This window comes from Nocardia sp. NPDC050412 (assembly GCF_044458825.1).
Taxonomy (GTDB): domain Bacteria; phylum Actinomycetota; class Actinomycetes; order Mycobacteriales; family Mycobacteriaceae; genus Nocardia.
This window is the reverse complement of sequence record NZ_JBITIJ010000002.1, coordinates 491,596-516,078: the sequence shown is the minus strand read 5'-3', so window position 1 is coordinate 516,078 and position 24,483 is coordinate 491,596. Positions and strand designations below refer to the sequence as shown.

Genomic DNA, 24,483 nt, shown 5'->3' with positions numbered 1-24,483 from the left:
TCTTTCACGCAGCTTCGAGCGTGAGCAGGGTGGTCTTGGCGGTGACACCACCGACGTACTGGCCGATCGAACCGTCGCTGCGCACCACCCGGTGGCACGGGATGACCACCGGCAGCGGATTGTGCGCACAGGCCGAGCCGACCGCACGAACCGCGCGCGGACTGCCGACGGCCGCGGCGACATCGGCGTAGCTCTCGCGATGTCCGTAGCCGATATCGCTCAGATGCTCGATCACCTGACGCCGGAACCCGACGGTCAACCGCAGATCGAGTGGCAGATCGAATTGTGTTCGCGCACCGGCGAAGTACTCCTCGATCTCACGGGCGGCAGCATCCAGACGACTCGGGGCGGCCAGCACACGCGGGCTGATCCGCTCGGCGAGCGTGGCGAGTACGGTGTCGTGGTTCTCGTTGGGGTAGGCGACCCGCACCAAACCCGCGGGGGTGGCCGCGAGCAGCAAGGTGCCGACGGGCGTGTCCAGCGTGCGGTAGGCGACGTCGAGCAGGCCCGCGGCCTGGGCGTCGGCGGCCAGACGTCGACGCAATTGGGACAGGATCTCGGCGGAGTTCGGGGTCAGGCCGTCGAAGAGGCCGTCCGGATCCCGGTCGATAGTGGCCATCATGTTCGATCCTTCGGGTAGAGCTTGCGCAATGTTTTGAGGCCGTCGGCGGCGGCGCGACGGGCGGCATCAGTCGAATTGCCCAGCAGCTGAGCGATTTCCGCGTGCGGTAGACCCGCCAGGTAGTGGTAGGCCACCGCTTGACGCTGTTTGGGCGGCAGCACCGCGAGTGCGTCCCACAGATCGCGGTCGTATTCGGCCGGGTCGGCATCGGGTGCCATGCGATCGGGCAGGGTTTCGGCGGGAACGGGCGCGCGGGTCAGTGCGCGCCCCACATCGATCGCGCGCCGGTGCGCGATGGTGACCAGCCATGCCTCGATATTCGTCTTCGGGTCGAGCTCGGGATAGGCCCGCAGGGCCGACAGAAAGGTCTCCGACCACGCATCGGCGGCATCCGTCGGACCGAGCACCGCCCGGCACACGCGCAGCACCATCGGGCCGTACTCGGCCACCACTTCCTCGAACGGAGGCAATCTCACGCTAGGTAGACGGCTGGGACGCGGAAAACGTGAGATTCCCAGGTCAGGCTCACTATGATTCCGGAGTGCGCGACAAGCCGCTGGCACGCAGGACGCGGCGGTCGATGGCGGCGCGGATTGAGTCGTCGGTGCCGATGATGCGCACGTGGCGGCGCGCGCGGGTAATGGCCGTGTACAGCAGTTCCCTCGTGAGCAGGGTGGATTCGGGTTCGGGCAGGACGACCGAGACGGTGTCGTACTGGCTGCCCTGGCTGCGGTGGATGGTCATGGCGAAGACGGTGACAACGGCCGGAAATTGGGTCGGATGCACCAGATAGGGTTCGCTGCCGCGCTGCAGCGCCGCGCGCAGTGAACCGTCGGGCATGCGCACGATGACACCGGTATCGCCGTTGTAGATGCGCGCCTCGTGGTCATTGGCGGTGACCAGCAGGGGCTGGCCCGGATACCACGGCGCGTGGTGCGAATCCGGCCCCGCGCCACCGGCCGCAGCCCATTCACCGGCCATGCGGTCCCAGCGCTCGACACCGAAGGGACCCTGGCGATGCGCACACAGCAGGCGATGGGATTCGAGGGCGGTCAGTGCGGCCGCGGCATCGCCATCGAGGGCGGCCGCGGTGACCTCGCGGGCGGCGCGCACGACATCGACACGAACGGGTGCGGTGTCCTCAGGAGCGCAGAGCGAGAGTTCTTCGCCACCCGCGCGCAGTAATGCAAGTGCGGTGTCGGCGTCACCAGCGCGGACCGCGACGGCGAGTTCGGCGATCTTGCCGCCGAAGCGGCGGCCACGGGTCAGCCGGACGATGCCGCCGCGCAACCGCGTTCGCTCGAGATCGGTCAGCGCCTCCGGATTACCGTCGGCCGCAATGGATTCCCCACCAAGCACCTGGTCGAGAACCGGATTCGGTTCGCCGACAACAGGTCCGGCGACGAGATCGGCGAGTACCGCACCCGCGTCGACCGACGCGAGCTGATCCGGATCGCCGACGAGCACCAGGCGGGTATCCGGGCGCAGCGCGGCCAGCAGGCTGCTCATCATGGTCAGCGACACCATCGAGGTTTCGTCGACCACGATCACGTCATAGGGCAGCCGGTTGTATTCGTGATACCGGAACCGGGTCGCCCGGCCGCGCTGCCAACCGAGCAGACGGTGCAGGGTTGCGGCGGTGAGCTCCGGCAGCGCGAGCGATTCGGCCTGTTCACGCACCGCTTCCTGCAATCGTGCGGCAGCTTTGCCGGTGGGCGCGGCCATGGCGATGCGCAGTGCGGGCAGCTTCGGATGCGCCTTCTGGTGCGCGTCGAGCAGGGCCAGAATGCGTGCGATGGTGTGGGTCTTGCCGGTGCCCGGCCCGCCCGCCACCACCGTGGTCCAGTGCGTCGCGGCGAGTGCGGCGGCGATCCGCTGGCGGTCGGGGACCGCACCGACCTGGGCGTCGAAGAGTCGGTCGAGTTCGCGGCGCACGATGGCCGGATCGACCTTCGGATGGTGTCCGGAGCGCTCGGTGAGCACGCGGCGGATCGTCTGCTCCTGCTGGTAGTAGCGGTCCAGATAGAGCAATGGCCCGGTGGACTGCACGTCGACCAGGCGCAGCGGTTGCAAGGGCCCAGCTGGTCCCCCGCATACCAATGGACTGACCCGCAGCGCGGCGACCACGGCATCGATATCCGGCCACGGCAACGTCGCGGGGTCGATATCCGAACCCGCATCCCAGGTTTCGTCGGCATCGACACCGATTTCGCGCATGCGGTGCAGTTCCAGGCAGACCGAGCCAGAGCGCACCGCTCGCACGGCCAGGGCCGCCGCGAACAGCACCTGCTCCGAGGATTCGCGCCCCATCCGCCCCAATCGGAGTGCAACGTGCACGTCGGCGGCGGAGAGCACCCCCGCCTCGTTGAATATGCGCAGCAGCCCGGTTCCCCGCTGCGCCAGCTGAATCGACGTCATCGGCGTGCCTGCGCCGTCGACGCGAGGTGGCTGTCGAAGGTGGCTCGCTCGAATAGGCTGTGCACCCGTTGTCGCAGCCGCACACCAGGTTTGCGGGGTGTGCGGTTGCCACAGTGGGTGTGCGGGCGACCGTCGGTCATCGGGCAGCCTCCCCCGCCAGTAGATCGGACAGCGCGACGATCAGCGCAGCCGGTGGATTCCAGTCGAAAACTCCACAGCCCGACGGAGTGTCGGGACCGATCATGCCGCGCACGAACAGGTAGCGGGCACCGCCGAGGTGGTGCGAGGGGTCGTAACCGGGCAGCCGCCAGCGCAGGTAGCGGTGCAGGGCGACCGCGTAGAGCAGGGCTTGCAGCGGATAGTGCGAGCGCAGCATTTCCGCGGCCATGCGGTCGTGAGTGTAGTGGTCGACGGTGAGATCGCCGGTGCCGAGGCGGTTGGTCTTGTAGTCGACGATGACGAATCGTGGTTGCGCATCCGGATTTTCGGTGATGCGCAGCACAGCGTCGATACTGCCGGTGAGGTAGCCGCGCAGCGGGGTGTCGTCCAGCGATGCGAGTTGGTCGGCGTAGCCGGACAAGGAATCGTCGGCCGGGAGATGGGTCCGCAGCAGTTCGGCGATCCGGCGCAGGGTGACTGTGTGCGCACCGGGGATGTCCCCGCCGGCGAGCGGGAGCTCGAAGTCGAGTTCGTTGAGCCGGTCGCGGGTGGAAATATCGGCGAGACAACCGAATCCGAGTGGTGTGTGCAGCACGGCGAGTAGGGCGGTGCCGAGTAGCACCGGATCGGCCTCGGCCATGAGCTCTTCCGTGGCCGCGCGGCAGCGGGTGTGCACCTCGGTGGCCAGATCTGGTGCGTCGGTATCGATTCGCTCGAGCACACCGTGCACCAGCGTGCCGAATTCGGCGCCGTAGGGCAGCGCGTTCATCAGAGAACGGGTCGCATCGGCGATCGCGGGTTCGGTTTCGGCGAGAAGCGGCGTGCCGGGTTCATCGGATGGGCCGCGGTCGTCCTCCGGTTCGGCCTCCGGGATAGCGGCGTCGTGCGCATCTGCGGTCAGTGCCGAATAGGAGGTGCGACGCCACTGCAGGTCCATGGTGCGGGCGAACTGCGCCGCGGCAATGGCTCCGGTCGGAAGTTCGGTGCGCACGCGGCGGACCTCGACCGTATCGGTGTGCTCGACACCTTCCACCGATATGGCCTCCGGCGCCCCGGCGGCCCAGGCCGAAAGCATCGACACCGCAACGGCATCTGCCGGCACCGCCGCCTTGCTCGGTACGAGATCCCCGCCGTCCGGGCGGCCGAGGACCATTCGATGCAGCGGTGCGTTGGCGGTGGTGATCGCGGGCGCCCACCAGGCGACGATCTGACACATCGCGCGGGTAAGTGCGACGTACAGCAGCCGCAGTTCCTCGCCCGCCTCCTCGGCTTCACTGCGCAGCTTGCGCTCGCCATAGCCGGACGCGTCCTGGCCGCCGACATCGAGTACGCGGGCGCCGTCGTCGGTGTGGAATAGCAGGGTCTGCGGGTACGGGTTCTTCGCGTTGTCCCATGCGAATGGCAGGTAGACGATGGGGAATTCGAGTCCCTTGCTGGCGTGCACGGTCGCGATCTGCACGGCCGCGGCATCGCGATCGAGGCGACGGCTGCGGTCGGCGACCGAGCCGGAGGCGGGATCGCGCACTCGGTCGGCGAGCCAGCGGGTCAGCGCGGTGAGGCCGAGACCTTCGGTCAGCGCGACCTGATCCAACAGTTGCGCGATGTGCCGCAGATCGGTCAGCTCGCGTTCACCGTTCTCGACGGACAGCAGCCGCTGGGCCAGATCAGCTTCGGCGGATATCTTTTCGAAGACCGCGGCGAAACCCGCGCGGGCGAACAGCCTGGCCGCTTCCCGCAGCTGGGCGGAAATGCGGCCGACCAGATCCGCACCCCCACTATCGATCTCGACCGCGGTCACGCCGAGCAGCGGTGTGCAGGCGGCGAGGCGGACACGGTCGGAGCGATGCGGCTGTTCGAGTGCGCGCAGCAGCCACAGCCAGTCCGTCGCACTGCTGGTGGCGAAGACGCTGGTGCCACCGGCGAGTACCGAGGCGACCCCGACACGCTCCAAAGCGGTTCGCACCACGTCGATTTGGGATCGAGTCCGCACCAGTACCGCGATATCGCCCGGTCCGATCGGTCGCGGTCCGGTTTTCGCCGCGAACAGCACACTGGACTCCAGCAACCCCACGATATCCGCCGCGAGATCCTCGGCGACCTTCGACCGCATGCGCCCGACCGCCGGGAATCCCGATTTGTTCAGCGGCCCGGCTCCGGTGCGCGGCAGACACCGCATCCGCAGCGGCGTCGTCAGGTCATCGGGGCCGGACAGTCGCGACCAGCCACGGGTCGCGGTAACCGGGTAGACCGTGATCTCCTTATGCCCCAACGCCGCACCACCCTGCAGATGATCCAGTGCGGCGAGCAGACCCGCATCACTGCGCCAGTTGTCGGTGAGCTCCTTACGGGTATCGGCGTGTGCGACGGCATCGAGATAGCTGAGCACCTCCGCGCCGCGGAAGGCGTAGATGGCCTGCTTCGGATCACCGACGAGCACCAGGGTCGAATAACCGTGAAACGCCAGCCGCAAGATGTCCCACTGCAGCGGATCGGTGTCCTGGAATTCGTCGACCAGGGCGACCCGATACCGGTCGCGGATGCGGCGACAGGCCCGCGGCCCGTGCTCCGGATCGGCGAGCACGTCGTGCAACAGCACCAGCAGATCGTCGAAATCACGCAGTCCGGCAAGGCGTTTGCGGCGCTCGGTTTCCTTGCGCACCGCGGCGGCGAAGGCGACCCGCTCCCCCGCCGGTCCCTCTCCCTTCGGCACCAATACGGCGTGGCGATCCTGCACCGCCGCCAGCGCCAGCGTATGCGCCTCCTTCAGCGAAAACGGCGGCTCCGCGCGGGCATACCGGTTCAGGTACAGGTCATCAGCTACCGTGCCGATCAGATCATCGATCGTCTCGACCAACCGCGATCCGGGATCATGTTCGCCCGCCACACCGAGCTCGTCCAGCATCCGCTGGCAGAAACTGTGGGTCGTCGCAATGGTCCCGGCATCGAAATCCGAAAGCGCGGTGAGCAATCGCCGCCGACGCAGCAGCACCTCGGCCGAATCCGCCTGCGCCAGTAGTCGAATCAGCTCATCGGCGTGGGCCCGAGCCGTCTCCGGATCGGCCAGTGCCGTCGCCACCGCGACAAACCGGTCCCGCGTCCGTTCCCGCAGTTCCTGTGTGGCGGCCCGACTGAACGTCACCAGCAACAGCTGCGAGATATCGATCCCGATCTCGGCGACATACCGCACCGCCAACCCGACAATCGCATGCGTCTTACCGGTACCGGCACTCGCTTCGAGCACCGTGGTTCCGGTCGGCAGTGGCCCGTCGGGATCGAACCGGTCGGCATCCAGCGAGGGCGCGGCGAATGCGGCTTCCTCGATGGTCATCCCCGCCGCCCCTTTCCGTGCCTGGCAAATCCGGTGCTCGCCTCCACGTTCCCCCCGGCGCCCGCCCGTATCCGGGAGGCGCGCCGAACGAAGTGCCCTCCCAATCGACGAGTACGCCTCATGGCTGGCCTTGATTCTCGGCAGCCAGCAGCGGTGCCCACATGCGACGAGCCACGGACCCGAAGCGGGTGGTTTCCCCGGGCTCGCCCGCGGGCGCGGGGGCGGCCATGAGGTGTTCCAGGCGAGGGGCAGGCCCCCAGATGTAGCGCAGGTGACGGTCGGTGTGGTCACCGAACGGCCCGGGACCATTGGGCCCGCCATTGAATTCGCGTTCGGCGGCGCTCACCGCTTCGTCGGCGTTCGATCCGCGGAAGCGACGTTCGGCGTAAACGGCGGTAGCGCCAGCAGCGATCGGGAGCGGTTCGGTAAGGCCAGCATCACGCAACCGCACCAGTTCACGCAGGATCGCCAGTGCGGCGGGCGGTTCCGGAGCCATGAGCTCGGAACGCCATGCCGGACGGCCGAATTGGCCGCGCCCCGTGGTGACCGCGCGCCACGAGCGATCCTCTGTCACCGCCAAGGCAAGCAACGAAACCCAAGCGGCAATGCGGTGTTTCGGGGCGAGCCGAGAGAACGTGGTGCGAACCAAGGATTCGCCGCGCACCTCGGGCACCGTGCCGGTGAGCCGACGGCCATTACCGAGATCTACCGCGATATCGACCGCGCGCGGCGCACCCTCGTACTCCGGCAGCGCCGCGCGCACCAGCTTGTCCACCGTCGACTCGACCTCGTCGAGCACCGCACCACCGAATCCGAACGGCGGCAATGTGCCACGCCGCCACTCCGCAGCGCGCAGCGTCGACGGATCCGCGCCGGTGAGCCGCGCGGACAGCAGTCGTTCGCCCAGCTCCCATTTGGCGAGGCCGTCGAGTTCGATGGGCAGCCGGTCGGCAATGTCGTCTTCGTGTTCGGGAACGCGCAGTCCGAGGCGCTGCCACAGGAATGCGCGTACCGGGTGTTCGACGAACGAAATCAGGTCGGCCAGTGCGACATCCGCGGGTTCGAGCGCGGGCAGCGGTTCGGGCAGGAAGGCGGGCCGCGGCTGTGCGGGTTGTCCGGCCGCCCGCGCTCCGGCGAATGCGACGGTGTCGAAGCTGAACGGGCGCTCGGCCGCGAAATTGCGACGGTCGAAGCCCTGCAACGGATGTCGGGTCACCACCGCGTCCATTCCTGGCGCGCCGACGTGTGCGCGCAGCGCATCGAGCAGTTCGGCGACCGGGATGGCGGGTGGACGATGCGCGCCGGTCACCGGGTCGGCTCCGGTGTGGAAGATCAGCAATTGCTCCGTGGCCGCGAGCACCGCATCCAGCAGCAGCTGGCGATCCTCGCTACGCGCATCCCGTTCGCCGAGTAGCGGATTGCGTGCGAGCACATCGTCACCGTCGACGCCGCTGGTGCGCGGGAAGATCTCGTCGTCGAGACCGAGCAACACCACCACACGATGCGGTACCGAACGCATCGGCACCATCGTGCACACCGTCAATTCGCCGGTCCGGAAATTCGCCCTGGTCGGTCGCGCCGCGAGCCGACTCGACAGCAGCACACCGACATCGGCCAGCCGCAGTGGCACATCACTCGCATGTTCGGTGGCGGCGGCCAGCTCACGACGGGCCTCGGTGCGCACCCACGCCTGGCTGTCGGGTACGTCGGTGAGCAGTTCGAGACAGCGCCCGAGCACCGTCGCCCATTCCTGCGCCGGACGTGGTCCGCGCAGGTCACGCAGGCAGACCGCGAGCCGGTCGATGAATTCCGCGAACCGGCCCGCCAAGTCGACATCATTGCTGTCCACATCGTCCAGCGGCAGCGCGAGATCCAGCCAGTCCTCTGAAGATTCGTCCGCGGTGACACCGAGCAGGATGCGGTCCACCGCGCTATTGAGCGTGTTCTGCGCGAAGTCGGCAAGCCCGAATGCCTGCCGTTGGCGCTGCCCGATTCCCCACCGCGCACCGGATTCGGCCGCCCATTCGCGCAACCGCTCGATATCGTCGTCATCGAAACCACAACGGCGACGGACGGTTTCGGACGCCGCCAGATCCAGCACCTGGGTCACCGTCACCCGCCCGTCGGCGAGCTCGAGCAATATCGCGATCACCGCGAGCATCGGATTGGTCACCCCGCGCCCGCGATCGGCGAGCCGCACCCGAAGCAGATGCGCCGGATGCGCCGGATCACCCACCGACTCGACAGATCCCACCATCTTCTGCCCGAACGCCGCCCGCACCAGCGGGGCATACGCCTCCACCTCGGGGCACATGATCAACACATCGCGCGGTTCCAGTGTGTGATCGGCCGCGAACAACCCGAGCAGACATTCGCGCAACACTTCGACCTGTCGTGCTGGGCCATGACACGAATGCACCTGCACGGTCTGGTCATCGAAGCGCGCGGGTTCGGGCGGCCACACATCGTCCCGAATCCCGGACTGCAGGGCACTCAACAGTGTTCGGTCCGAATCCCCCTGACCGCCAGCGTGATTCGACCCGACTGCCGCATGGTGTCGGTCCACGGCACCGACCAGCCGCTGCTGGAGCTCCCGCACATCCCTGCCGAGCCCCGCGAGCAACGGATGCCGCAGCACCGTCGCACTGACATCATCGGCCCGCGCCACGGCGGCGGGCAGCCCACTCAACTGCGTCCACATCACCGGACTCGGATGTGCGAGCCACAGATGCACATCCCGCCGATGCGCCAGCGCCGACAACACCGCGAGTTGATCGCTCGGCATTCGCGTCACCCCGAACAATGACAAACGCGCAGGCAGATCCACCAGATCCGGCTCGTCCCGCAACCGCGCGCAGGCCGCGTCCAACCGCTCGGCCGGACTCGGCACCCCGACTTCAGCCCGCAACCGCCGCCACAATTCCGGTTGCCACAGCAAATCATCCGGCACCGCCCGCCCGGCACCGTCGGTATCCGAACCCGCCGCCCACTCCTCGATGAGCCCGGGTCGCTGCGCCGCATAACTGTCGAACAGCGCCGCCAGATGCGCGGCAGTCGCATACCGCCGACCGACCCGATGTCCGGCGGGTTCCCCGACCCCGAGATGCCGCGCGAGGACCGCGCTCCACGGTTCGCCCAGCGATGCGTCGATCACCCGCAGCAAGGTCCACACGACCTGCTCCGACGCCCACGGATCCGCCTCGGGCCGCACCCCACTCGCCGCCGCCGATACTTCGGCGACCAACGCACCGGGCGACGGGAATCCGATATTCGCGGCAACACCATCCGAGCGACCCGACACGCCGAGCACCGTCGACAGTCGCTGCGTCAACCACCGCTCGACACCCTTCGCGGGCACCGCGACCACCTCGGCCGCGAAGGCATCCGGCAACGGTTCGGCAAGCAGTGCGGCCAACGCCTCCGCCAACGCATCGGCGCGCTCGGCGCGATGTATGTGCAGCGGCATCTGCGCCCTCTCCTCGGTTGGTCCGGTATGTCCGCACTGCGCGTCAAGTCGTCTATCGGCACGGCTCGGCGCTTCCGCACGTTTATACGCCCAGCGACCAGCACGCAACCTCCCGACCCCATTCGCACCGGAGTGAAATAAGCCACACGCGAACGATTTACTTGGTCGTGTCACGTCGGATCGCGCCCGTCGATGTGCAACAGTGCTCAACCGGGGAGGAACGGGATAGCTGCACGAAAGGCTGGTTCGCGTTCATGATGGCGATGGTGATTCCCCTGATGCCGAGAGGCGGATTCACGGTCCGCCGGGTCGGTGACAGATGGGAGCTGGTCAACTCGCGCTCCTACGGTCGCACCGTAGTCCTACACTCCTGGCCGCGCGATCAGCATGCCGAGGCCTTCGCTCACTGCTACCGCCTCAACGGGCGCACCGTCGAGGAATTGCACGCCGCATTCCGCTAGCGCGAAAGACGCTGCGGTACAAGCACAACGCCGTTTACCACAGCGACGGGCAGAGCTCAAGACGTGCGTCCGGCCCGCCGATGTGCGATCGTGTTGCCTCGTGCGTCACGCCTCCGTCTCTGTCCTCGCCGCTGCGGCGATCCTGGTCCCCACTACCACCGCGCTGATTCCGTCGGCCTACGCGGCGCCTCCGGCGCATACGCAGGGCTGCATCGCCGGTTTCGACTGCGATATGAGCAGCCGAATCGCCTCTGTCGACGCGTATTTGAAGAGTCGGCCCGGTGTGACCGGTTACGTGGTCCGTGATCGAGTCAGCGGTGGGGTGTACGCGAACGAGAATGCGGAGAACTCGGTCTGGACCGCCTCCACCATCAAATTGGCGATCGCCGCCGATCTGCTCAACCGCGCGCGGGCCGGCGTGATCGGACTCGGTCCGGAGGACCGCGGCCTGATGGAATCGATGCTCGCCACCTCCAATGACCAAGCCGCCGACATCCTCTGGAACAAGTACGCCGGCATCGATCGGATGGCCTATAACAACGCCTTCCGCTCCAACGGCATGGTGAACCTGGTTCCGCAGCCGACGAATACCGCCATGTTCCCCGACTGGTCGTTCCAGAAGTGCACCCCCGCCGATCTGGATCGGCTGATGGACTCGATCTTCAACAATATGCACCCCGACGACCGGAACTACCTGTTCGACCGCATGCGCGCGGTCGACAGCAACCAGCATTGGGGCGTATGGGGCGCGGGCGCCGCGATGCGGCCCGGCCTCAAGAACGGCTGGTCCGAGGAGCAGGGCGGCTGGGTGGTGAACTCGGTCGGCTTCGCCGGACCCGGCGAACGCTACACGCTGGCAATCATGAGCTCGCTCGGCAGCGACGGCGGCTACACCGAAGGCGCCGCGACCGACACCAAGGTCGCCGAACTGCTGTTCAGCGGCCGCTGAGCTGATCCTTTCGGGCGCCCCGCAAGCGATCGCTAGCGGCGGCGCAACCGCACGGGCGCACCATCCCGGGGGAACGGAATCGTCGTGAATCCCCACGGCATTCGGTAATCCCCCGGGAGTTCCCACTCGTAATCGCGCACCAGCGCGGCAATGATCGTCTTCACCTCGAAGGTTCCGAAGTGCATTCCGATGCACTTGTGCGCACCCGCGCCGAAGGGCACCCAGGCGAGTCGATGCGATTTGTCCTCGCGCCGGGCTTCGCCGAAGCGTTCCGGATCGAATACTTCCGGCCGGGTCCATAGCTCCGGCAGGAAGTGATTAACCGTATACGCGCAGTCGATCGGCGTGCCCGCCGGAATGTAGTGCCCGAGAATTTCGGTGTCGCGCACCGCCCGTCGCGGCAGTCCGGGCACCGGCGGCATCAAGCGCAAACTCTCCTTGAGCACCAGATCCAGTTCGCGCATCCGGTCCAGGTCGGCGATTGTCGGTGCGCCGCCGCCGATTTCGGCATCGACCGCGCGCACCTCCGCGCGCACCCGCCGCTGCCATTCGGGATGTTTGCCGAGGTAGTAGGCCACCGCGGTGGCGGTGGTCGTCGTGGTGTCGTGTGCGGCCATGATCAGGAAGATCATGTGGTTGACCACATCCGTGTCACTGAACACGGCGCCGTCCTCCGTGCGCGCATGACATAGTCCGGAGAAGAAATCCACCGACTCGGTCCGGCGCTTGCGCGGCAGCATCTCGGTGAAGTACTGCTCGAGCACCTTGCGCCCGCGCAGCCCGGCACGCCAATTGCCACCGGGCACGGGCTGTCGAATAACCGACAGCCCGGCATGGGTGCAGTCGATGAACGCATCGATAAGCTTGCGGCGCTGCGCCCCGACATCGACGGCCATGAAGGTCTCGCCCGCGATCTCCAGGGTCAGTTCCTTGATCGTCGGATAGAGCCGGACAGTGCCGCCGTTCTGCGGCACCCACCGATCGACGGCGGCCCGCGCCACCGGCGTCAATGCCGCAAGATGCGCCTCCAGCCGCTCCCGGGTGAAGGCCTGCTGCATGATCCGGCGATGGAACATGTGCTCGTCGAACTCCAGGAGCAGCAGTCCGCGCCGGAAGAACGGACCGATGAAGTAATCCCAGCCCTGGCCGAAATCGCGACGCCGCTTGCCGAGCACCTCATCGATCGCCTCCGGACCGCAGACCAGCACCCGATCCAAGCCAAGCGACGAATTCAGCGATACCGGACCGTAGCGGCGATACCGCTGCATCATTTCCGCCGGACCCCAGCGCAGGTAGTGCAGACCCCGGCCGAAATACGGAAGTCCGGCATCGCCCGTTACCGCGGTCGCGCTGCTGCCGCGTGGCGGTGAGGCCAGCACATGCGGACGCTCGGGAACTCGACGCAGCAGTCGATCGATCAGGTGGTCGTCCGGGATGTCGATGAGCGACACATTCTCGGATTCGGGCCGCACGCTGGGCTTTCGGTTCCCGGTGCGGATGTGGACGACACGGCCCCCACCGACCATGACAAACCTCCCTGAACGACAGAATCTATCGTATTCTCTTTTCACATTCGTTCGCTCGAAAAGAATCGGCACATCAGCTACCGGGATCTCGCCGTGACGGCCAGGACAGCGCCGACTACCGTAAGTCGGGTCAACAACGTTCGAGGGGCCGCACCCCAGGTTTGAGGAGCACCGACGATGAGCACTCAGTCTGTCGAGGAGAACCATCGCCATCGGGTGGTGGTGATCGGCTCCGGATTCGGCGGCTTGTTCGGTACCAAGCACCTCAAGCATGCCGACGTCGACGTCACCTTGATCTCCAAGACCTCGACCCATCTGTTCCAGCCGCTGCTCTACCAGGTCGCCACCGGCATCCTGTCGGTCGGCGAGATCGCCCCCGCGACCCGGCTGGTGCTGCGCAAGCAGAAGAACGCCCAGGTGCTGCTCGGCGATGTCATCGATATCGACCTCGAGCACAAAACGGTCACCTCGCAACTGCTCAACACAAACACCATCACCTCGTTCGACAGCCTGATCGTGGCGACCGGCGCGCAGCAGTCCTACTTCGGTAACGACCAGTTCGCCACCTACGCCCCCGGTATGAAGACCATCGACGACGCGCTGGAGCTACGCGCGCGCATCCTGGGCGCATTCGAAGGCGCCGAACTTGCGGTCACCCAGGACGTGCGGGACCGGCTGCTCACCTTCGTGGTGATCGGCGCCGGACCCACCGGTGTCGAATTGGCCGGTCAGATCGCCGAACTGGCCGATCGCACCCTGGAGGGCACCTTCCACAACATCGATCCGCGCGACGCCAGGGTGATCCTGGTCGAGGGCGCGGGTGCGGTACTGGGCCCGATGGGTCCGAAGCTGGGCGGTAAGGCCAAGCGGCGACTGGAGAAGATGGGCGTGGAGATTCAGCTCAACGCCATGGTCACCAATGTCGACGCGCACGGTGTCACGGTCAAGGATGCCGACGGTACGGTGCGCCGCATCGAATCCTCGTGCAAGGTGTGGTCGGCCGGTGTGCAGGCCAGCCCGCTGGGCAAGATGCTCGCCGAACGCTCCGACGGCACCGAAACCGACCGCGCCGGACGCGTGATCGTCGAACCCGATCTGACCATCAAGGGCCATCCGAATGTCTTCGTGGTCGGCGACCTGATGTCGGTGCCGAATGTGCCAGGTCAGGCGCAGGGCGCGATCCAGGGCGCGACCTATGCGGCCAAGCAGATCAAGGCCGGACTCGAGGGCCAAGCGCCGCAGGACCGCAAGCCGTTCAAGTACTTCAACAAGGGCAGCATGGCGACGGTGTCGCGTTTCAGCGCTGTCTGCCAGGTCGGCAAGCTGGAGTTCGGCGGATTCATCGCCTGGCTGGCCTGGCTCGCGCTGCACCTGTACTACCTGGTCGGCTACCGCAGCCGGATCATCACGGTCATCCAGTGGTTCGTGACCTTCCTCGGCCGCACCCGCGGGCAGATGGCGGCCACCGAGCAGTGGGTCTTCGCCCGGCTCGCGGTGGAGGCGGTACAGGCCGATCAGCAGGATGCCGACGAACTCGCGGCGGCGCTGGGGGCGCCGCCCGCGGAGAATGGGAAGGCAGCCGCGCGTACTGAGAAGGCGGCTGACCGCAAGGTGGGCTAGCCTTACAGTCAGCTAATTATCAGTAATCTCTCTGCTTCGTAAGTTCGCACCCATCCGAGCGTGCCTCGAATCCGAATGTGGGATGACATTTCTCCGGATGAAAGGCGATGTATGGGGACAGGCAAGCACAGAGCTCCTAACCCGCAGCGGCAGAAGATGGGGACGATGGTCGCGGCGGGTGCGGTACCGCTCGTTCTGGCGCTGGTGGGCACCGGCACCGCGAATGCCGAGCCTGCACAGTCGAATACGGTGACCCAGCCGGAGCAGTGGCCTGCGGCCGACGCCCCGAATGCGATGCCGTACGAGGGTCTGCACATCCCGGACGACACCAAGAGCTCACTGCAATGGTCGCGTCCCGCTCCGGAGAAGAAGTACCTCGCCCCCGTCGGTGTGCTGCACGGCCCCGGCCCCGTGGCTCCGGTACCGCCGATCGCCCCGCCACCCGGGAAGTTCCGCTTCGGTGACGTCGTCATCGACGCACCGGATTGGATCAACCAGGAGCAGGCGATCCAGATCAACGACAACTCGGCGACGGCCGAGGCCAATCTGGCGACATTCCTCGATTCGATCGGCATGGAGCGCAGTCGTTCCGACCGGATCGCTGGACAAACCATCGGCACCGCCGCGATGGGTGCCATGGCGGGGGCGGGGGCGGCTATCCCGGTCGCGGCGACCTCCGCGCTGGTCGGGGGTGCGCTGGGACTGGTCTTCGGACTTCCGTTCGTGCCGGTGGGCATGGTTGCGGGTCCGATGCTCGGGGCGAGCTTCGGTGCGGCCGTGATCACGGTCCCCGCGGCCGCCATCGGGGCGGCGGCCGGTGCGGCCGTCGGCGCGGTCAACGCGTTCAACGCGCCCTCGCGGGTCGTCGGCGACTGATCGAACGCCGAACCGGGGTGGGAACCTGACGACGTTGTCGGGCTCCCACCTCTTTTCATTCCCCCGCCCGGTGCATCGCTACACCGTGTGGGTCGGGGTAAAAGCCCGCTGTGATGGATGACACATCGCTCAGCGAACCTGGAGCTACCGCGTACTGACGAGCAGCGGTCCCGTACGGGTGGACAGGGACCCGCCCAAAGCGAGAGGGAGGCGGGCCGCGACCAGGCCGTCGGTTTCCACGGGGCGGTCGTCCGGATAGACGAGTTCGCTGTCCAATGCCCTCGGTGCGGCGAGATTGTCATCGGTGGCACTACCCGCACCGAGTTCGAGTCGATGCCGCAACAGCGGCAGGGCGCCGATATCGGCGATCAGGTCACCGCGCCAACCGCCGCCGTCTTCGCCGGTGCGCCCGATCTGTACGCGTTCGCGCAGCCGTAGCTGGGCGTCGGGGGTCAATCGCACCTCGGTCACCGCGTGGTGGTGCGCGCCGCCCGCCACGATCGTCGGCTCCGGATCGAAATCCAGCTCTCCCGCGACGTCGAAATGCCAGTGCGCCAACGACAATGGCGTGCGCATGCTCGGTAGCGCGATGGTGGCCGCGACCGAGCGCACGACCAGCCGTGCGCCCGCACCGACCACGATCTCGATATCGAGTTCATCGCCGCCGAGCGGGGTGGCCGCAGTGCCGATCAGGTGGACGGTGTCCGGACCGGTGCGCCGGGCCGCCAGGCCACCGCTCGCGTGGATCTCGGGCAGTGCGCCGACGGCCGCGACAATGCGAACCTCAGTGCGCAACAGCGGATTCGGTGACTGATTTGTCCTGTTCAGCGATGGCCCGCAGTTGCTCGCGCACCCAAGCGAGCACCGCGGTGGCGGCCGGATCCTCGGTCAGCGAGATCATCGCCGTGCGGCGGCCCTCGCGTACCTTCGCGGCATCGCGTGCCATGACGTCGAGGTCGGCGCCGACCAGCGGGGCCAGATCGGTTTTGTTGATCACCAGCAGGTCCGAGAACGTCACGCCGGGCCCGCCCTTGCGCGGCACCTTGTCGCCGCCCGCGACATCGATGACGAAGATCTGTACATCGATGAGGCCGGAGGAGAACGTGGCGGTGAGATTGTCGCCGCCGGATTCGACCAGGATCAGATCCAGGGGCGGATTGGCCGCGATCAGATCGTCGATGGCATCGAGATTCGCGGTGATGTCGTCGCGGATGGCGGTATGCGGGCAGCCGCCGGTCTGCACGGCGGTGATCCGCTCATCCGGCAGCACCGCGTGGCGGCGCAGGAAATCGGCGTCCTCGGTGGTGTAGATGTCGTTGGTCAGCACCGCGAGCGAGAGTTCGTCACGCAGTTGTCGGCATAGGGCAGCCACCAGGGCGGTCTTACCCGAACCGACTGGTCCGCCGATTCCGATGCGCAGCGCCTCGCCGGGCGTGCGCTCACGCTTGGGCCGGTCATGCGAGTGATCGTGCGGTTCGCCGTCGATCAGGTGGGGTGGCATATCGGTGCTCCTTTCCGCTTCTATCCTTGCCGATTGCGCGCCTAGGACGCGAACAGGGGCATATCGCGGACGAGGTGTCGCTGTGCGAGTACGTCCTGTAGCGGATCCGAGAGCGCGGCGAGTTCGGCCGCGGCCGCGGCCGCGGTCCGGTCGCAGAGTTCGCCGAGCCGGATCGTGCAGGCTGCGACCGCAGCGGGATCCAATGCCAGTAACCGCTGTGCCGCGGTCGCCGCGCCGGTCATGGTCGTGTAGACGACGACCGCGGCGGCCTGCTCGGAAGTCGCACCGCAGACCTGACCGACCACACCGAAGGCCGTCGACAGATGCGGCCGCACACCGAGAACCGTCCAATCCTTCCCTGGCCAAACCTGTTTCGCCAACCGCACCAAGCCGCGCCCCTGTGCCCGCGACGCTGCCCGCGCGGCCGGAGCCGGTGTCCGCGCATCCGCCTCGGCTTCGGCCCGCTCCGCGGTCAACTTCCCCGCACACACCGCCGCCGCCAACGAGGCCGCCACCAGGCCGGAAGTCCGGATCCGCCGCCGCAAATACAGCTCAACGGTCGCGACATCCCGCACTACCCCGGACGCCACCGCCTCCTCCACTCCCCCGGAATGCACATGCCCCCCGATCGGCAGGCGCGAGTCCGCCAACGCGAACAGCGTCGCCAACCCCGTGGTCCCCGCATCCGATCCGCGCACCCGTCGATCCTATGCGTGACACGGTCGGGCTCCCTCACCCCGACCGGGCCACACATGATGTTCGGACCAGAGCGGGGTCGGGATGTCTCCTGACACCGCCGGGTCTGAAGGCATCGCGGTGCGCCCGACCGCGTTACCGCCAACGACTCACCGTCGGATGCGTGCGACACGCCGGAGTGCGATGAGTTTCGGGGATCCGCGCGGTCTATCTTCCTGAGGCCGTAACGGTCTCGCGGTTATGAGGAGGGCCGATGACTGATAAGGAATCAACGGGACAGCGACGATTGGCGGAGCATCCGACCGTCAAGCGGGTGACCGAAATGGCGCGCACGACACCGGATCCGGTGCTGAATGCGGCGCGGCTGCGCGAGCTGTGCCTCGCGGCGGGAGCCGACGATGTGGGCTTCGTACCGGTCGACGATCCGAGGGTGGCGGTCGAACTCGAGCATGCGCGCGAAATCCTGCCCTCCGCACGCACATTCGTAACCTTCTGTGTCCGGATGAACCGGGACAACCTGCGCAGCACCATGCGCAGCCTGGCCAATACCGAATTCAACCACGCCGACGACGAGACCAACGAGGTATCGCGCCGCATTACCAGGGCCCTGCAGGATGCCGGGTACCGCGCCGTCTACCCCGCGCCCGGATATCCGATGGAGGTCGACAAGTTCCCGGGTCGGATCTGGGTGATCGCGCACAAGGTGGTGGCCGAGGCGGCCGGATTGGGCGTTATGGGTATCCACCGCAACGTGATTCACCCGAAGTTCGGCAATTTCATCCTGCTGGGCACGGTGGTCACCGATGCCGTGATCGACGAGCCGAGCGCCGCACTGGATTTCAATCCGTGTCTGGAATGCAAGCTGTGCGTATCGGCCTGTCCGGTCGGCGCGATCACCAATGACGGCGGCTTCGATTTCCAGGCCTGCTATACCCACAACTACCGCGAGTTCATGGGCGGCTTCACCGATTGGGCCGAAACCGTCGCCGACAGCGATAGCGCCGCCGAGTACCGCGAGCGCGTCACCACCGGCGAATCATTCTCGATGTGGCAGAGCCTGTCGTTCAAGCCCAACTACAAGGCCGGATACTGCATGGCCGTCTGCCCGGCCGGGGAGGATGTGATCGGCGCCTACCTCGACGATCGCAAAACCCACCTCGACGATGTCGTGCGTCCGCTGCAGAACAAGGCCGAACCCGTCTACGTCCTGCCGGGATCGGCCGCGCAGGAGCACGTCACGCGCCGGTTTCCGAACAAGACGGCGAAGGCGGTGACCAATGGCTTCCCGGACGAGGTCAACGTCCTGCTCGATCAGATCGGCCCGCGTCCGCGCCGGAAACCGGGCGTATAACGATCAGCGAGGAACGCACGTTCCATGAAGCGCTGCGCCCGTCCTCGGGTCAGATCGGACCACGCCTGGACTCCGGACGACCACCACGGCGCGATTTTGCGCGGCTTGGCGGCCACGGCGTGACAGACCAGATCGGAGGCTTCGTCGACGGTCAGCCCGGGAACGCGACTGAAGTCGGTCGGCGCACTCATCCTGGTGTGCACGAGTGGCATGTAGATCGAGGTCGTTGTCACCTTGTCGGCGGCTATTTCCGCTGCGGCACTGCGCAACCAGACATCGAACGCGGATTTGGAAGCACCGTAGGCCGCCCACCGCGGGGCGGGCGGCATGAGTACGCCCCAGGTGGAGATATTGACGATATGACCCTGTTTGCGTTCGCGCATACTCGGCAGCAAGGTGAGCAACAGCCGGACCGGCCCGAGATAGTTCACATCGACGGTGCGCGTGAAATCATGGAAGCGGTCGTAGGATTCGTCGATCGAGCGGCGAATCGACTTGCCCGCGTTATTGATCAGCACATCGATATGGCCGTGTTCGGCCAGTAGATCGCGCCCGAGTTTTTCGACGGCGTCCATATCGGTCATATCCGTCGGGTACACACATGCGGTGCCGCCCTCGGCGGTGATCTCGGCCGCCACCTGCTCCAGAGCGTCGACGGAGCGCGCTACCAGCAGCACCGTCCCACCGGCCGCGGCCAGTTTGCGCGCGCTCGCCTTGCCGATGCCGTGCGACGCGCCGGTCACCAGCACGGTCCGGCCCGCGACCTCCCCGCGCAGGGATTTCTCACGCGGCCGGGAGGTCGGGTACAGCAGCCAGGACGCCACCCGCTCCGCGAGCGGGCGGCCATTGCTCGAAGCGGGAGTGTCGTTCACCCTCCCGACTGTATGCGCCGACCTGCCCTATTCGCGATCATTTGCCGAGGCACGCAGCAGCTCGGGCAGATCTTGTCGGGGCAGATAGGCCGCGATCCGCAACCCGTCTTCGGCACGGCGCACCAGGAAGTCGCTGTATACGTCGAGGGACCGTTCGCCGAGCGACAGCGCCCACCGTGCCGAGGTCAGCCAGCAGTGTCCGCCCAGTTCGAAGGTGGTTTGCTCGACCAGCCGGGTGCGCGGCACGGACCCGGCATCGAACTGGCACGCCCGCGCTCGGGCGGCGGCCACGAATTCCTCCCGGCTCACACAGCGACTCGATGTCGGGGTGGTCACCAGTATCACTGGCTCGAAAAGGCTTGGCAGTGCGGCGAAATCCGATGTCGCGACGATCTCGTCGTAGCTGCGGATGAAACCCTCGATCGAGGTGATGTCATGCGAAATCATGACATCTAATTATATCGCGAAGCCCATCCGAATCGAGGGAGGCGCGCCGGTCAGCGCCGTGGTGCGAATGCGGCGACCGCCGCCATCACCACCAAAAGCGCTGCGCCGACCGAAGTCGCGACATGCATTCCGGAGACAAAGGATTCGCGTGCGGAATCGATCAGCGCGGAATTGTCACCCGCATGCTGGACGGTCTCACCGAGCGTGTCCGCATAGTCGCCACCGGACCGGAAGACCAGTGCCGCAACCGAACCCAGCAGTGCGAGGCCGAGCGCATTGCCCAATTCGAAGCTGGTCTCGGAGATCCCGACCGCGGATCCGGCCCGCTCCGGCGGCACCGAGGACACCGCCACATCCGACACCAGGGTGAACGCCAAGCCGTAACCGATGCCCGCAATCGTAGATCCCGCCAGGTACCAGGCGATACCGCCGTCCACGCCGACACCGATCAGCATCACATTGCCGATAGCCGAGGCCAGCAGCGCCAGCACGAAGGTGGGACGCACCCCGAGCGTGTGCCCGATCCGCGCACCACCCATCGAGCACACGAATACCGCGATCGCCATCGGAATCCCGAGCAGCGCGGCCGCCAGCGGGTCACGTCCGGTCACCGATTGCAGGTAGACGCTGGTGAGGTAGCTCATTGCCGCCAGCGACATCATGCCGACCAGGCTGGAGCCGATGGCGACCGAGAACTGCGCACGCCGGAACAGGCGCAGATCCAGCAGCGGTTCGGCCAGCTGCCGCTGCCGCCGCACGAAGATCGCGAGCAGCACCGCACCGACGAGTCCGATCACGAGCGGTTCGATATCGAACCCTTCGGCCGCGATCTGTTTCACCGCGTACACCACCGGCAGAATGCCGCCGATGGACAGCAGCACACTCGGAATATCCAGCGGACCGACAACACCGGCGCGATGTTCCGGCAGTACGAACGGACCGAAGGCGAGCAGGATCAGCAGGACCGCAATATTGATCAGAAATACCGAGCCCCACCAGAAGTGGTGCAGCAGCACGCCACCGAGGATCGGGCCGACCGCGGACCCGCCCGCGAAGAATGCGGTCCACACACCGATCGCGGCGGCGCGTTCGCGGGCGTTGGGGAACAGACTGGAGATCAGCGCCAAACTCGACGGAAGCAGCGTCGCCCCGCCCATACCCATCAGCGCCCGCGCGATGATCAGCACCGCGGCGCTCGGCGCGAAGGCCGCCATGATCGATGCGATACCGAATACCGACGCACCAGCGAGCAGAATATTGCGCCGCCCGATCCGGTCACCGAGATTGCCCATGGTGATCAGCAGGCCTGCGATGAGGAACCCGTAGATATCGAGAATCCACAGTTGCTGCGCGGCCGACGGGTCGAGATCTAGGGTGAGCGTCGGCATGGCAAGGAAAAGGACCGAAATGTCCATCGACACCAGCAGCACCGGCAGTAGCAATACCGCCAGACCGAGCCGAGCACGCCGCGAACCGGACGCCGCCGCATGCGCGACCTCCACCTGTGTCATGTCGATTCCTCTCCCGCGTCGCGTACGGTGTACGCATCAGTCCGGGTACAGTGTACGCATGCGGTCTGAAAACTGGAAGCGAGTCATGGGATGACCGAACCCAAGCTCACTCGAGCGGCCATTGTCGATACCGCGATCGCCCTTGCCGACGAGGCGGGCTTGGACGGGTTGTCCATGCGACATATCGCCGAGCAGCTGGGTGTCGGCGCGATGTCGCTGTACCGGCACGTCGCGAACAAGGACGAACTGCTCGCGCTGATGACCGACGAGATCTCGGCCCGCAATCCGTATCCGTCACCGGAGGGCGAGAACTGGACCTGGCGCGACCGGGTGCGCATCGCAGCAGAGATCGATTGGGCGCTCTACCAGAAGCATCCGTGGGTGCTGCTCACCTTCGCGATGCCCCGCTACAGCTTCGGCCCGCAGGGTCTGGCCTGTTTCGCATGGCTGGTCGAGGGGCTGCGCGAGCTGAATGTCTCCACCCGCGAGGCGTCCACCATGGCCTTCGCGGTATGGAACTACATCTCCGGGGCCACGCTGCCGCATATCAGCGGTGCGCTGGTCGCGCGTAAAGGCATGAATCCGGAGGGCTCGAACGGACTGCGGGCGCTGCTGGAAGGAAAATCACAACTGCCCATACCGCCCGCGCTCGCGGATCTGAACGGCAGTGGTGTCAGCGATCTGACCTCGGAGGATTTGCTGTATATCGGATTGTCCGCGCTCTGCGATGGATTCGAGGCACGGTGCGCGAAGTCCGCCACCTCTTGACCTGAACGGCGGTTCAGGTCGCAGGGTGGGTTGGTTCGCCGACGATTAGGAGCCACCGTGCACGCCATCCGCCTTCATGCCTTCGGGCCAGCCGACAATCTGCGCTACGAAACGGTTTCGGATCCGGTGCCCGGGCCGGGGCAGGTGCTCATCAGGGTCGCGGCGGCGGGCGTGCACGTCATCGATACGGCGCTGCGCCGGGGCACGCCCGGCCCCTATCCACTGCCCGCGCTGCCGACCATCCCGGGTCGTGAGGTCGCCGGGACTGTGGCGCGAATCGGTCCGGACGTCGATGCGTCCTGGCTCGGAAAGCGAGTGGTCGCGCATCTCGGTCAGGCCCCCGGTGGCTATGCCGAGTTGGCCGTAACGGAAACCCCTCGGTTGCACGAGATTCCGGCCGAACTCGATCCGGCGGAGGCGGTCGCGATCGTCGGTACCGGGCGAACGACTATGGGGATCTTATTGTTCACCGAACTCGGTCCGGACAGCGTTGTGCTGGTAACCGCCGCTGCGGGCGGCATCGGGACACTGCTGGTTCAACACGCGAAGAATGTCGGGGCGACGGTGGTCGGACTGGCGGGTGGGCCCGCGAAAGTCGAACTCGTACAACGTAATGGCGCGGATATCGCGATCGATTACCTACGCCCCGACTGGCCCGAACAGGTACGCGCCGAGCTCGGCGACCGCAGGGCCACTGTGTTGTTCGACGGAGTCGGCGGCGAAATAAGCCGCGCGGCGGTCGATCTGCTCGGCAAGGGCGGTCAGCATCTGATCTATGGCGCGGCCGACGGCGCTCCGCTATCGCTTTCGGAGGAGGAATTGGCCACCCGCGACATCACCTCCGAAATGGTCGTCGGACCGCGCATGCTCCAGCGCGTGGACGGCGACCTGCGCCCCCTCGAAGACAAGGCGATGGCCGAGGCCGCAGCAGGTCGAATGCGGCCCGCGGTCCAGCGTTTCGCGCTTGCCGATGCGGCCGAGGCGCACCGCGCGCTGGAGACGCGGGGCACCGTCGGCAAGGTGGTGCTTCAGGCGTAGGAGCGACCACCTGGATCGTTCTGCGCGCGGAATCCCAACCCCGCCGCTGTTCGATCCATCCAATGACGCCCATTCCCCGCCCCCACGCCTGGATCTCCGGCGAAACCGAGCACCGGAGATCCGAGCGGCTGTGTTCAGTCGAGGGCCTCACCGTTGACCACTGCGTAAGCGAAACCGTCCCAACCCTTGCTGCCGACGGTTTGCACAATGGTGGCGTCGAGGCTGGGTTCGGCGGCGAGCAGGTCGACCAGATCGCGGCTGGCCTGGACCGCCGGATCGTCCGAATGATCGTCGGCGACAGCGCCATTGCGCACGACATTGTCGACGATGATCACCGAGCCCGGGCGGGTCAAGCGCAGCGCCCAGAGCACATAATTCGAATTGTTGACCTTGTCGGCATCGATGAACACCAGATCGAACGGCTCCGGATCCTCCTCCGCCAGCACCGGCAGACTGTCCAGCGCCGCACCCACTCGGATCTCGACCCGATCCCCGACCTGGGCCCGATCCAGATTCTCCCGCGCCACCCGCGCGTGCCGCGGCTCGAATTCCAGGGTGATGACCTGGCCATCCTTCCCCACCGCCCGCGCCAACCAAATCGTGCTGTAGCCGCCGAGCGTGCCGATTTCGAGCACCCGCCGCGCCCCGATCGACCGCGCTATCAGATGCAGGAACTTCCCTTGCGCCGGCGATACATCGATAGCAGGCAGTCCGGCCGCCGCATTGGCGGCCAATACCGTCGCGGTCGAATCCTCGCCTCCCACCAGAGAGTCCACGATGAAGCTGTCTACGTCGGCCCACTCGAACGTCGTCATGCCATGAAGTCTGCCACCGGGTGCCGGCATACCGCCGAAACTGATCGGCCGACACCCAC

The 24,483-nt window shown here is 66.7% G+C and carries 20 protein-coding genes; 7 read left to right on the top strand and 13 right to left on the bottom strand.

The genetic code is table 11. The annotated features are described in order from the left end of the window. Nucleotides 1-4: 4 nt before the first annotated feature. From ACIBI6_RS06425 to recC, 5 genes are all read right to left on the bottom strand, one after another. A complete protein-coding gene (locus ACIBI6_RS06425; protein WP_396955607.1) occupies nucleotides 5-619 on the bottom strand; it encodes a methylated-DNA--[protein]-cysteine S-methyltransferase in 615 nt (204 codons plus the stop codon). Beyond that, nucleotides 619-1,098, bottom strand: a complete 480-nt coding sequence (locus ACIBI6_RS06420; protein WP_364347793.1) for a sigma-70 family RNA polymerase sigma factor — start codon at nucleotides 1,096-1,098, stop codon at nucleotides 619-621. The genes ACIBI6_RS06425 and ACIBI6_RS06420 overlap by 1 nt, the downstream gene beginning before the upstream one ends. A 52-nt stretch (nucleotides 1,099-1,150) precedes the next feature. Next, nucleotides 1,151-3,040, bottom strand: coding sequence for an exodeoxyribonuclease V subunit alpha (gene recD, locus ACIBI6_RS06415; protein ID WP_364347796.1), 1,890 nt, complete (start codon nucleotides 3,038-3,040; stop codon nucleotides 1,151-1,153). A gap of 136 nt (nucleotides 3,041-3,176) precedes the next feature. Continuing rightward, nucleotides 3,177-6,527 carry a UvrD-helicase domain-containing protein gene (locus ACIBI6_RS06410; protein ID WP_364347799.1) on the bottom strand — a complete coding sequence of 1,117 codons (3,351 nt, stop codon included), beginning with the start codon at nucleotides 6,525-6,527 and terminating at the stop codon, nucleotides 3,177-3,179. A gap of 118 nt (nucleotides 6,528-6,645) precedes the next feature. Continuing rightward, a complete protein-coding gene (recC, locus tag ACIBI6_RS06405; protein WP_396955503.1) occupies nucleotides 6,646-9,993 on the bottom strand; it encodes an exodeoxyribonuclease V subunit gamma in 3,348 nt (1,115 codons plus the stop codon). 263 nt (nucleotides 9,994-10,256) lie between these two features. On the opposite strand from recC, the gene ACIBI6_RS06400 reads away from it, so the two are divergent. Beyond that, nucleotides 10,257-10,454, top strand: a complete 198-nt coding sequence (locus ACIBI6_RS06400; protein ID WP_245567223.1) for a hypothetical protein — start codon at nucleotides 10,257-10,259, stop codon at nucleotides 10,452-10,454. Between the two features lie 100 nt (nucleotides 10,455-10,554). Continuing rightward, a complete protein-coding gene (locus ACIBI6_RS06395) occupies nucleotides 10,555-11,403 on the top strand; it encodes a tat pathway signal sequence (protein WP_364347806.1) in 849 nt (282 codons plus the stop codon). 32 nt (nucleotides 11,404-11,435) lie between these two features. Here the strand turns inward: ACIBI6_RS06395 and ACIBI6_RS06390 are convergent, their stop codons facing one another. Beyond that, nucleotides 11,436-12,929, bottom strand: a complete 1,494-nt coding sequence (locus ACIBI6_RS06390; RefSeq protein ID WP_364347809.1) for a cytochrome P450 — start codon at nucleotides 12,927-12,929, stop codon at nucleotides 11,436-11,438. Between the two features lie 177 nt (nucleotides 12,930-13,106). On the opposite strand from ACIBI6_RS06390, the gene ACIBI6_RS06385 reads away from it, so the two are divergent. Then, nucleotides 13,107-14,549, top strand: a complete 1,443-nt coding sequence (locus tag ACIBI6_RS06385) for an NAD(P)/FAD-dependent oxidoreductase (protein WP_364347812.1) — start codon at nucleotides 13,107-13,109, stop codon at nucleotides 14,547-14,549. A 111-nt stretch (nucleotides 14,550-14,660) separates the two neighbouring features. Then, the gene (locus ACIBI6_RS06380; RefSeq protein WP_364347815.1) at nucleotides 14,661-15,425 is read left to right on the top strand and encodes a hypothetical protein; all 765 of its coding nucleotides are present in this window, start codon (nucleotides 14,661-14,663) and stop codon (nucleotides 15,423-15,425) included. A 144-nt stretch (nucleotides 15,426-15,569) separates the two neighbouring features. Here the strand turns inward: ACIBI6_RS06380 and ACIBI6_RS06375 are convergent, their stop codons facing one another. Genes ACIBI6_RS06375 through ACIBI6_RS06365 form a run of 3 tightly spaced genes read right to left on the bottom strand, consistent with a single transcriptional unit; the run spans nucleotide 15,570 to nucleotide 17,624 of the window. Continuing rightward, nucleotides 15,570-16,220, bottom strand: coding sequence for an urease accessory protein UreD (locus tag ACIBI6_RS06375; protein WP_396955502.1), 651 nt, complete (start codon nucleotides 16,218-16,220; stop codon nucleotides 15,570-15,572). Then, nucleotides 16,210-16,926 (bottom strand): urease accessory protein UreG, encoded by a 717-nt coding sequence (gene ureG, locus ACIBI6_RS06370; RefSeq protein ID WP_364347821.1) that lies wholly within the window; start codon nucleotides 16,924-16,926, stop codon nucleotides 16,210-16,212. The genes ACIBI6_RS06375 and ureG overlap by 11 nt, the downstream gene beginning before the upstream one ends. Before the next feature lie 41 nt (nucleotides 16,927-16,967). Further along, nucleotides 16,968-17,624, bottom strand: coding sequence for an urease accessory UreF family protein (locus ACIBI6_RS06365; RefSeq protein WP_364347824.1), 657 nt, complete (start codon nucleotides 17,622-17,624; stop codon nucleotides 16,968-16,970). Nucleotides 17,625-17,875: 251 nt separating this feature from the next. Between ACIBI6_RS06365 and ACIBI6_RS06360 the strand changes: the two genes are divergently transcribed. Then, nucleotides 17,876-18,973, top strand: coding sequence for a 4Fe-4S binding protein (locus ACIBI6_RS06360; protein WP_364347827.1), 1,098 nt, complete (start codon nucleotides 17,876-17,878; stop codon nucleotides 18,971-18,973). Here the strand turns inward: ACIBI6_RS06360 and ACIBI6_RS06355 are convergent. From ACIBI6_RS06355 to ACIBI6_RS06345, 3 genes are read right to left on the bottom strand one after another with little or no spacing between them, the layout of a single operon-like run. Then, on the bottom strand, nucleotides 18,934-19,845 hold the full coding sequence (locus tag ACIBI6_RS06355; RefSeq protein WP_364347830.1) for an SDR family NAD(P)-dependent oxidoreductase: 912 nt from the start codon (nucleotides 19,843-19,845) through the stop codon (nucleotides 18,934-18,936). The genes ACIBI6_RS06360 and ACIBI6_RS06355 overlap by 40 nt on opposite strands. A 27-nt stretch (nucleotides 19,846-19,872) precedes the next feature. Continuing rightward, nucleotides 19,873-20,292 (bottom strand): hypothetical protein, encoded by a 420-nt coding sequence (locus tag ACIBI6_RS06350; RefSeq protein ID WP_364347833.1) that lies wholly within the window; start codon nucleotides 20,290-20,292, stop codon nucleotides 19,873-19,875. Nucleotides 20,293-20,342: 50 nt separating this feature from the next. Next, the gene (locus tag ACIBI6_RS06345; protein ID WP_396955501.1) at nucleotides 20,343-21,803 is read right to left on the bottom strand and encodes an MFS transporter; all 1,461 of its coding nucleotides are present in this window, start codon (nucleotides 21,801-21,803) and stop codon (nucleotides 20,343-20,345) included. A 90-nt stretch (nucleotides 21,804-21,893) separates the two neighbouring features. Between ACIBI6_RS06345 and ACIBI6_RS06340 the strand changes: the two genes are divergently transcribed. Both ACIBI6_RS06340 and ACIBI6_RS06335 read left to right on the top strand, forming a co-directional pair. Beyond that, a complete protein-coding gene (locus ACIBI6_RS06340; protein WP_364347839.1) occupies nucleotides 21,894-22,571 on the top strand; it encodes a TetR family transcriptional regulator in 678 nt (225 codons plus the stop codon). A gap of 57 nt (nucleotides 22,572-22,628) precedes the next feature. Next, nucleotides 22,629-23,609 carry a zinc-binding dehydrogenase gene (locus ACIBI6_RS06335; RefSeq protein ID WP_396955500.1) on the top strand — a complete coding sequence of 327 codons (981 nt, stop codon included), beginning with the start codon at nucleotides 22,629-22,631 and terminating at the stop codon, nucleotides 23,607-23,609. A gap of 134 nt (nucleotides 23,610-23,743) precedes the next feature. On the opposite strand, the gene ACIBI6_RS06330 is transcribed toward ACIBI6_RS06335, so the two are convergent. Beyond that, nucleotides 23,744-24,424, bottom strand: coding sequence for an O-methyltransferase (locus tag ACIBI6_RS06330; protein ID WP_364347845.1), 681 nt, complete (start codon nucleotides 24,422-24,424; stop codon nucleotides 23,744-23,746). Nucleotides 24,425-24,483: the final 59 nt, after the last annotated feature.

Excerpts from the sequence above, each read along its gene's own strand:
- ACIBI6_RS06390 (WP_364347809.1), bottom strand. The coding sequence starts at position 12,929 with ATGGTCGGTGGGGGCCGTGTCGTCCACATCCGCACCGGGAACCGAAAG.
- ureG (WP_364347821.1), bottom strand. The coding sequence starts at position 16,926 with ATGCCACCCCACCTGATCGACGGCGAACCGCACGATCACTCGCATGAC.
- ACIBI6_RS06400 (WP_245567223.1), top strand. The coding sequence starts at position 10,257 with ATGGTGATTCCCCTGATGCCGAGAGGCGGATTCACGGTCCGCCGGGTC.
- recC (WP_396955503.1), bottom strand. The coding sequence starts at position 9,993 with ATGCCGCTGCACATACATCGCGCCGAGCGCGCCGATGCGTTGGCGGAG.
- ACIBI6_RS06385 (WP_364347812.1), top strand. The coding sequence starts at position 13,107 with ATGAGCACTCAGTCTGTCGAGGAGAACCATCGCCATCGGGTGGTGGTG.
- recD (WP_364347796.1), bottom strand. The coding sequence starts at position 3,040 with ATGACGTCGATTCAGCTGGCGCAGCGGGGAACCGGGCTGCTGCGCATA.
- ACIBI6_RS06330 (WP_364347845.1), bottom strand. The coding sequence starts at position 24,424 with ATGACGACGTTCGAGTGGGCCGACGTAGACAGCTTCATCGTGGACTCT.
- ACIBI6_RS06345 (WP_396955501.1), bottom strand. The coding sequence starts at position 21,803 with ATGACACAGGTGGAGGTCGCGCATGCGGCGGCGTCCGGTTCGCGGCGT.
- ACIBI6_RS06380 (WP_364347815.1), top strand. The coding sequence starts at position 14,661 with ATGGGGACAGGCAAGCACAGAGCTCCTAACCCGCAGCGGCAGAAGATG.
- ACIBI6_RS06340 (WP_364347839.1), top strand. The coding sequence starts at position 21,894 with ATGACCGAACCCAAGCTCACTCGAGCGGCCATTGTCGATACCGCGATC.
- ACIBI6_RS06350 (WP_364347833.1), bottom strand. The coding sequence starts at position 20,292 with ATGATTTCGCATGACATCACCTCGATCGAGGGTTTCATCCGCAGCTAC.
- ACIBI6_RS06410 (WP_364347799.1), bottom strand. The coding sequence starts at position 6,527 with ATGACCATCGAGGAAGCCGCATTCGCCGCGCCCTCGCTGGATGCCGAC.
- ACIBI6_RS06360 (WP_364347827.1), top strand. The coding sequence starts at position 17,876 with ATGACTGATAAGGAATCAACGGGACAGCGACGATTGGCGGAGCATCCG.
- ACIBI6_RS06425 (WP_396955607.1), bottom strand. The coding sequence starts at position 619 with ATGGCCACTATCGACCGGGATCCGGACGGCCTCTTCGACGGCCTGACC.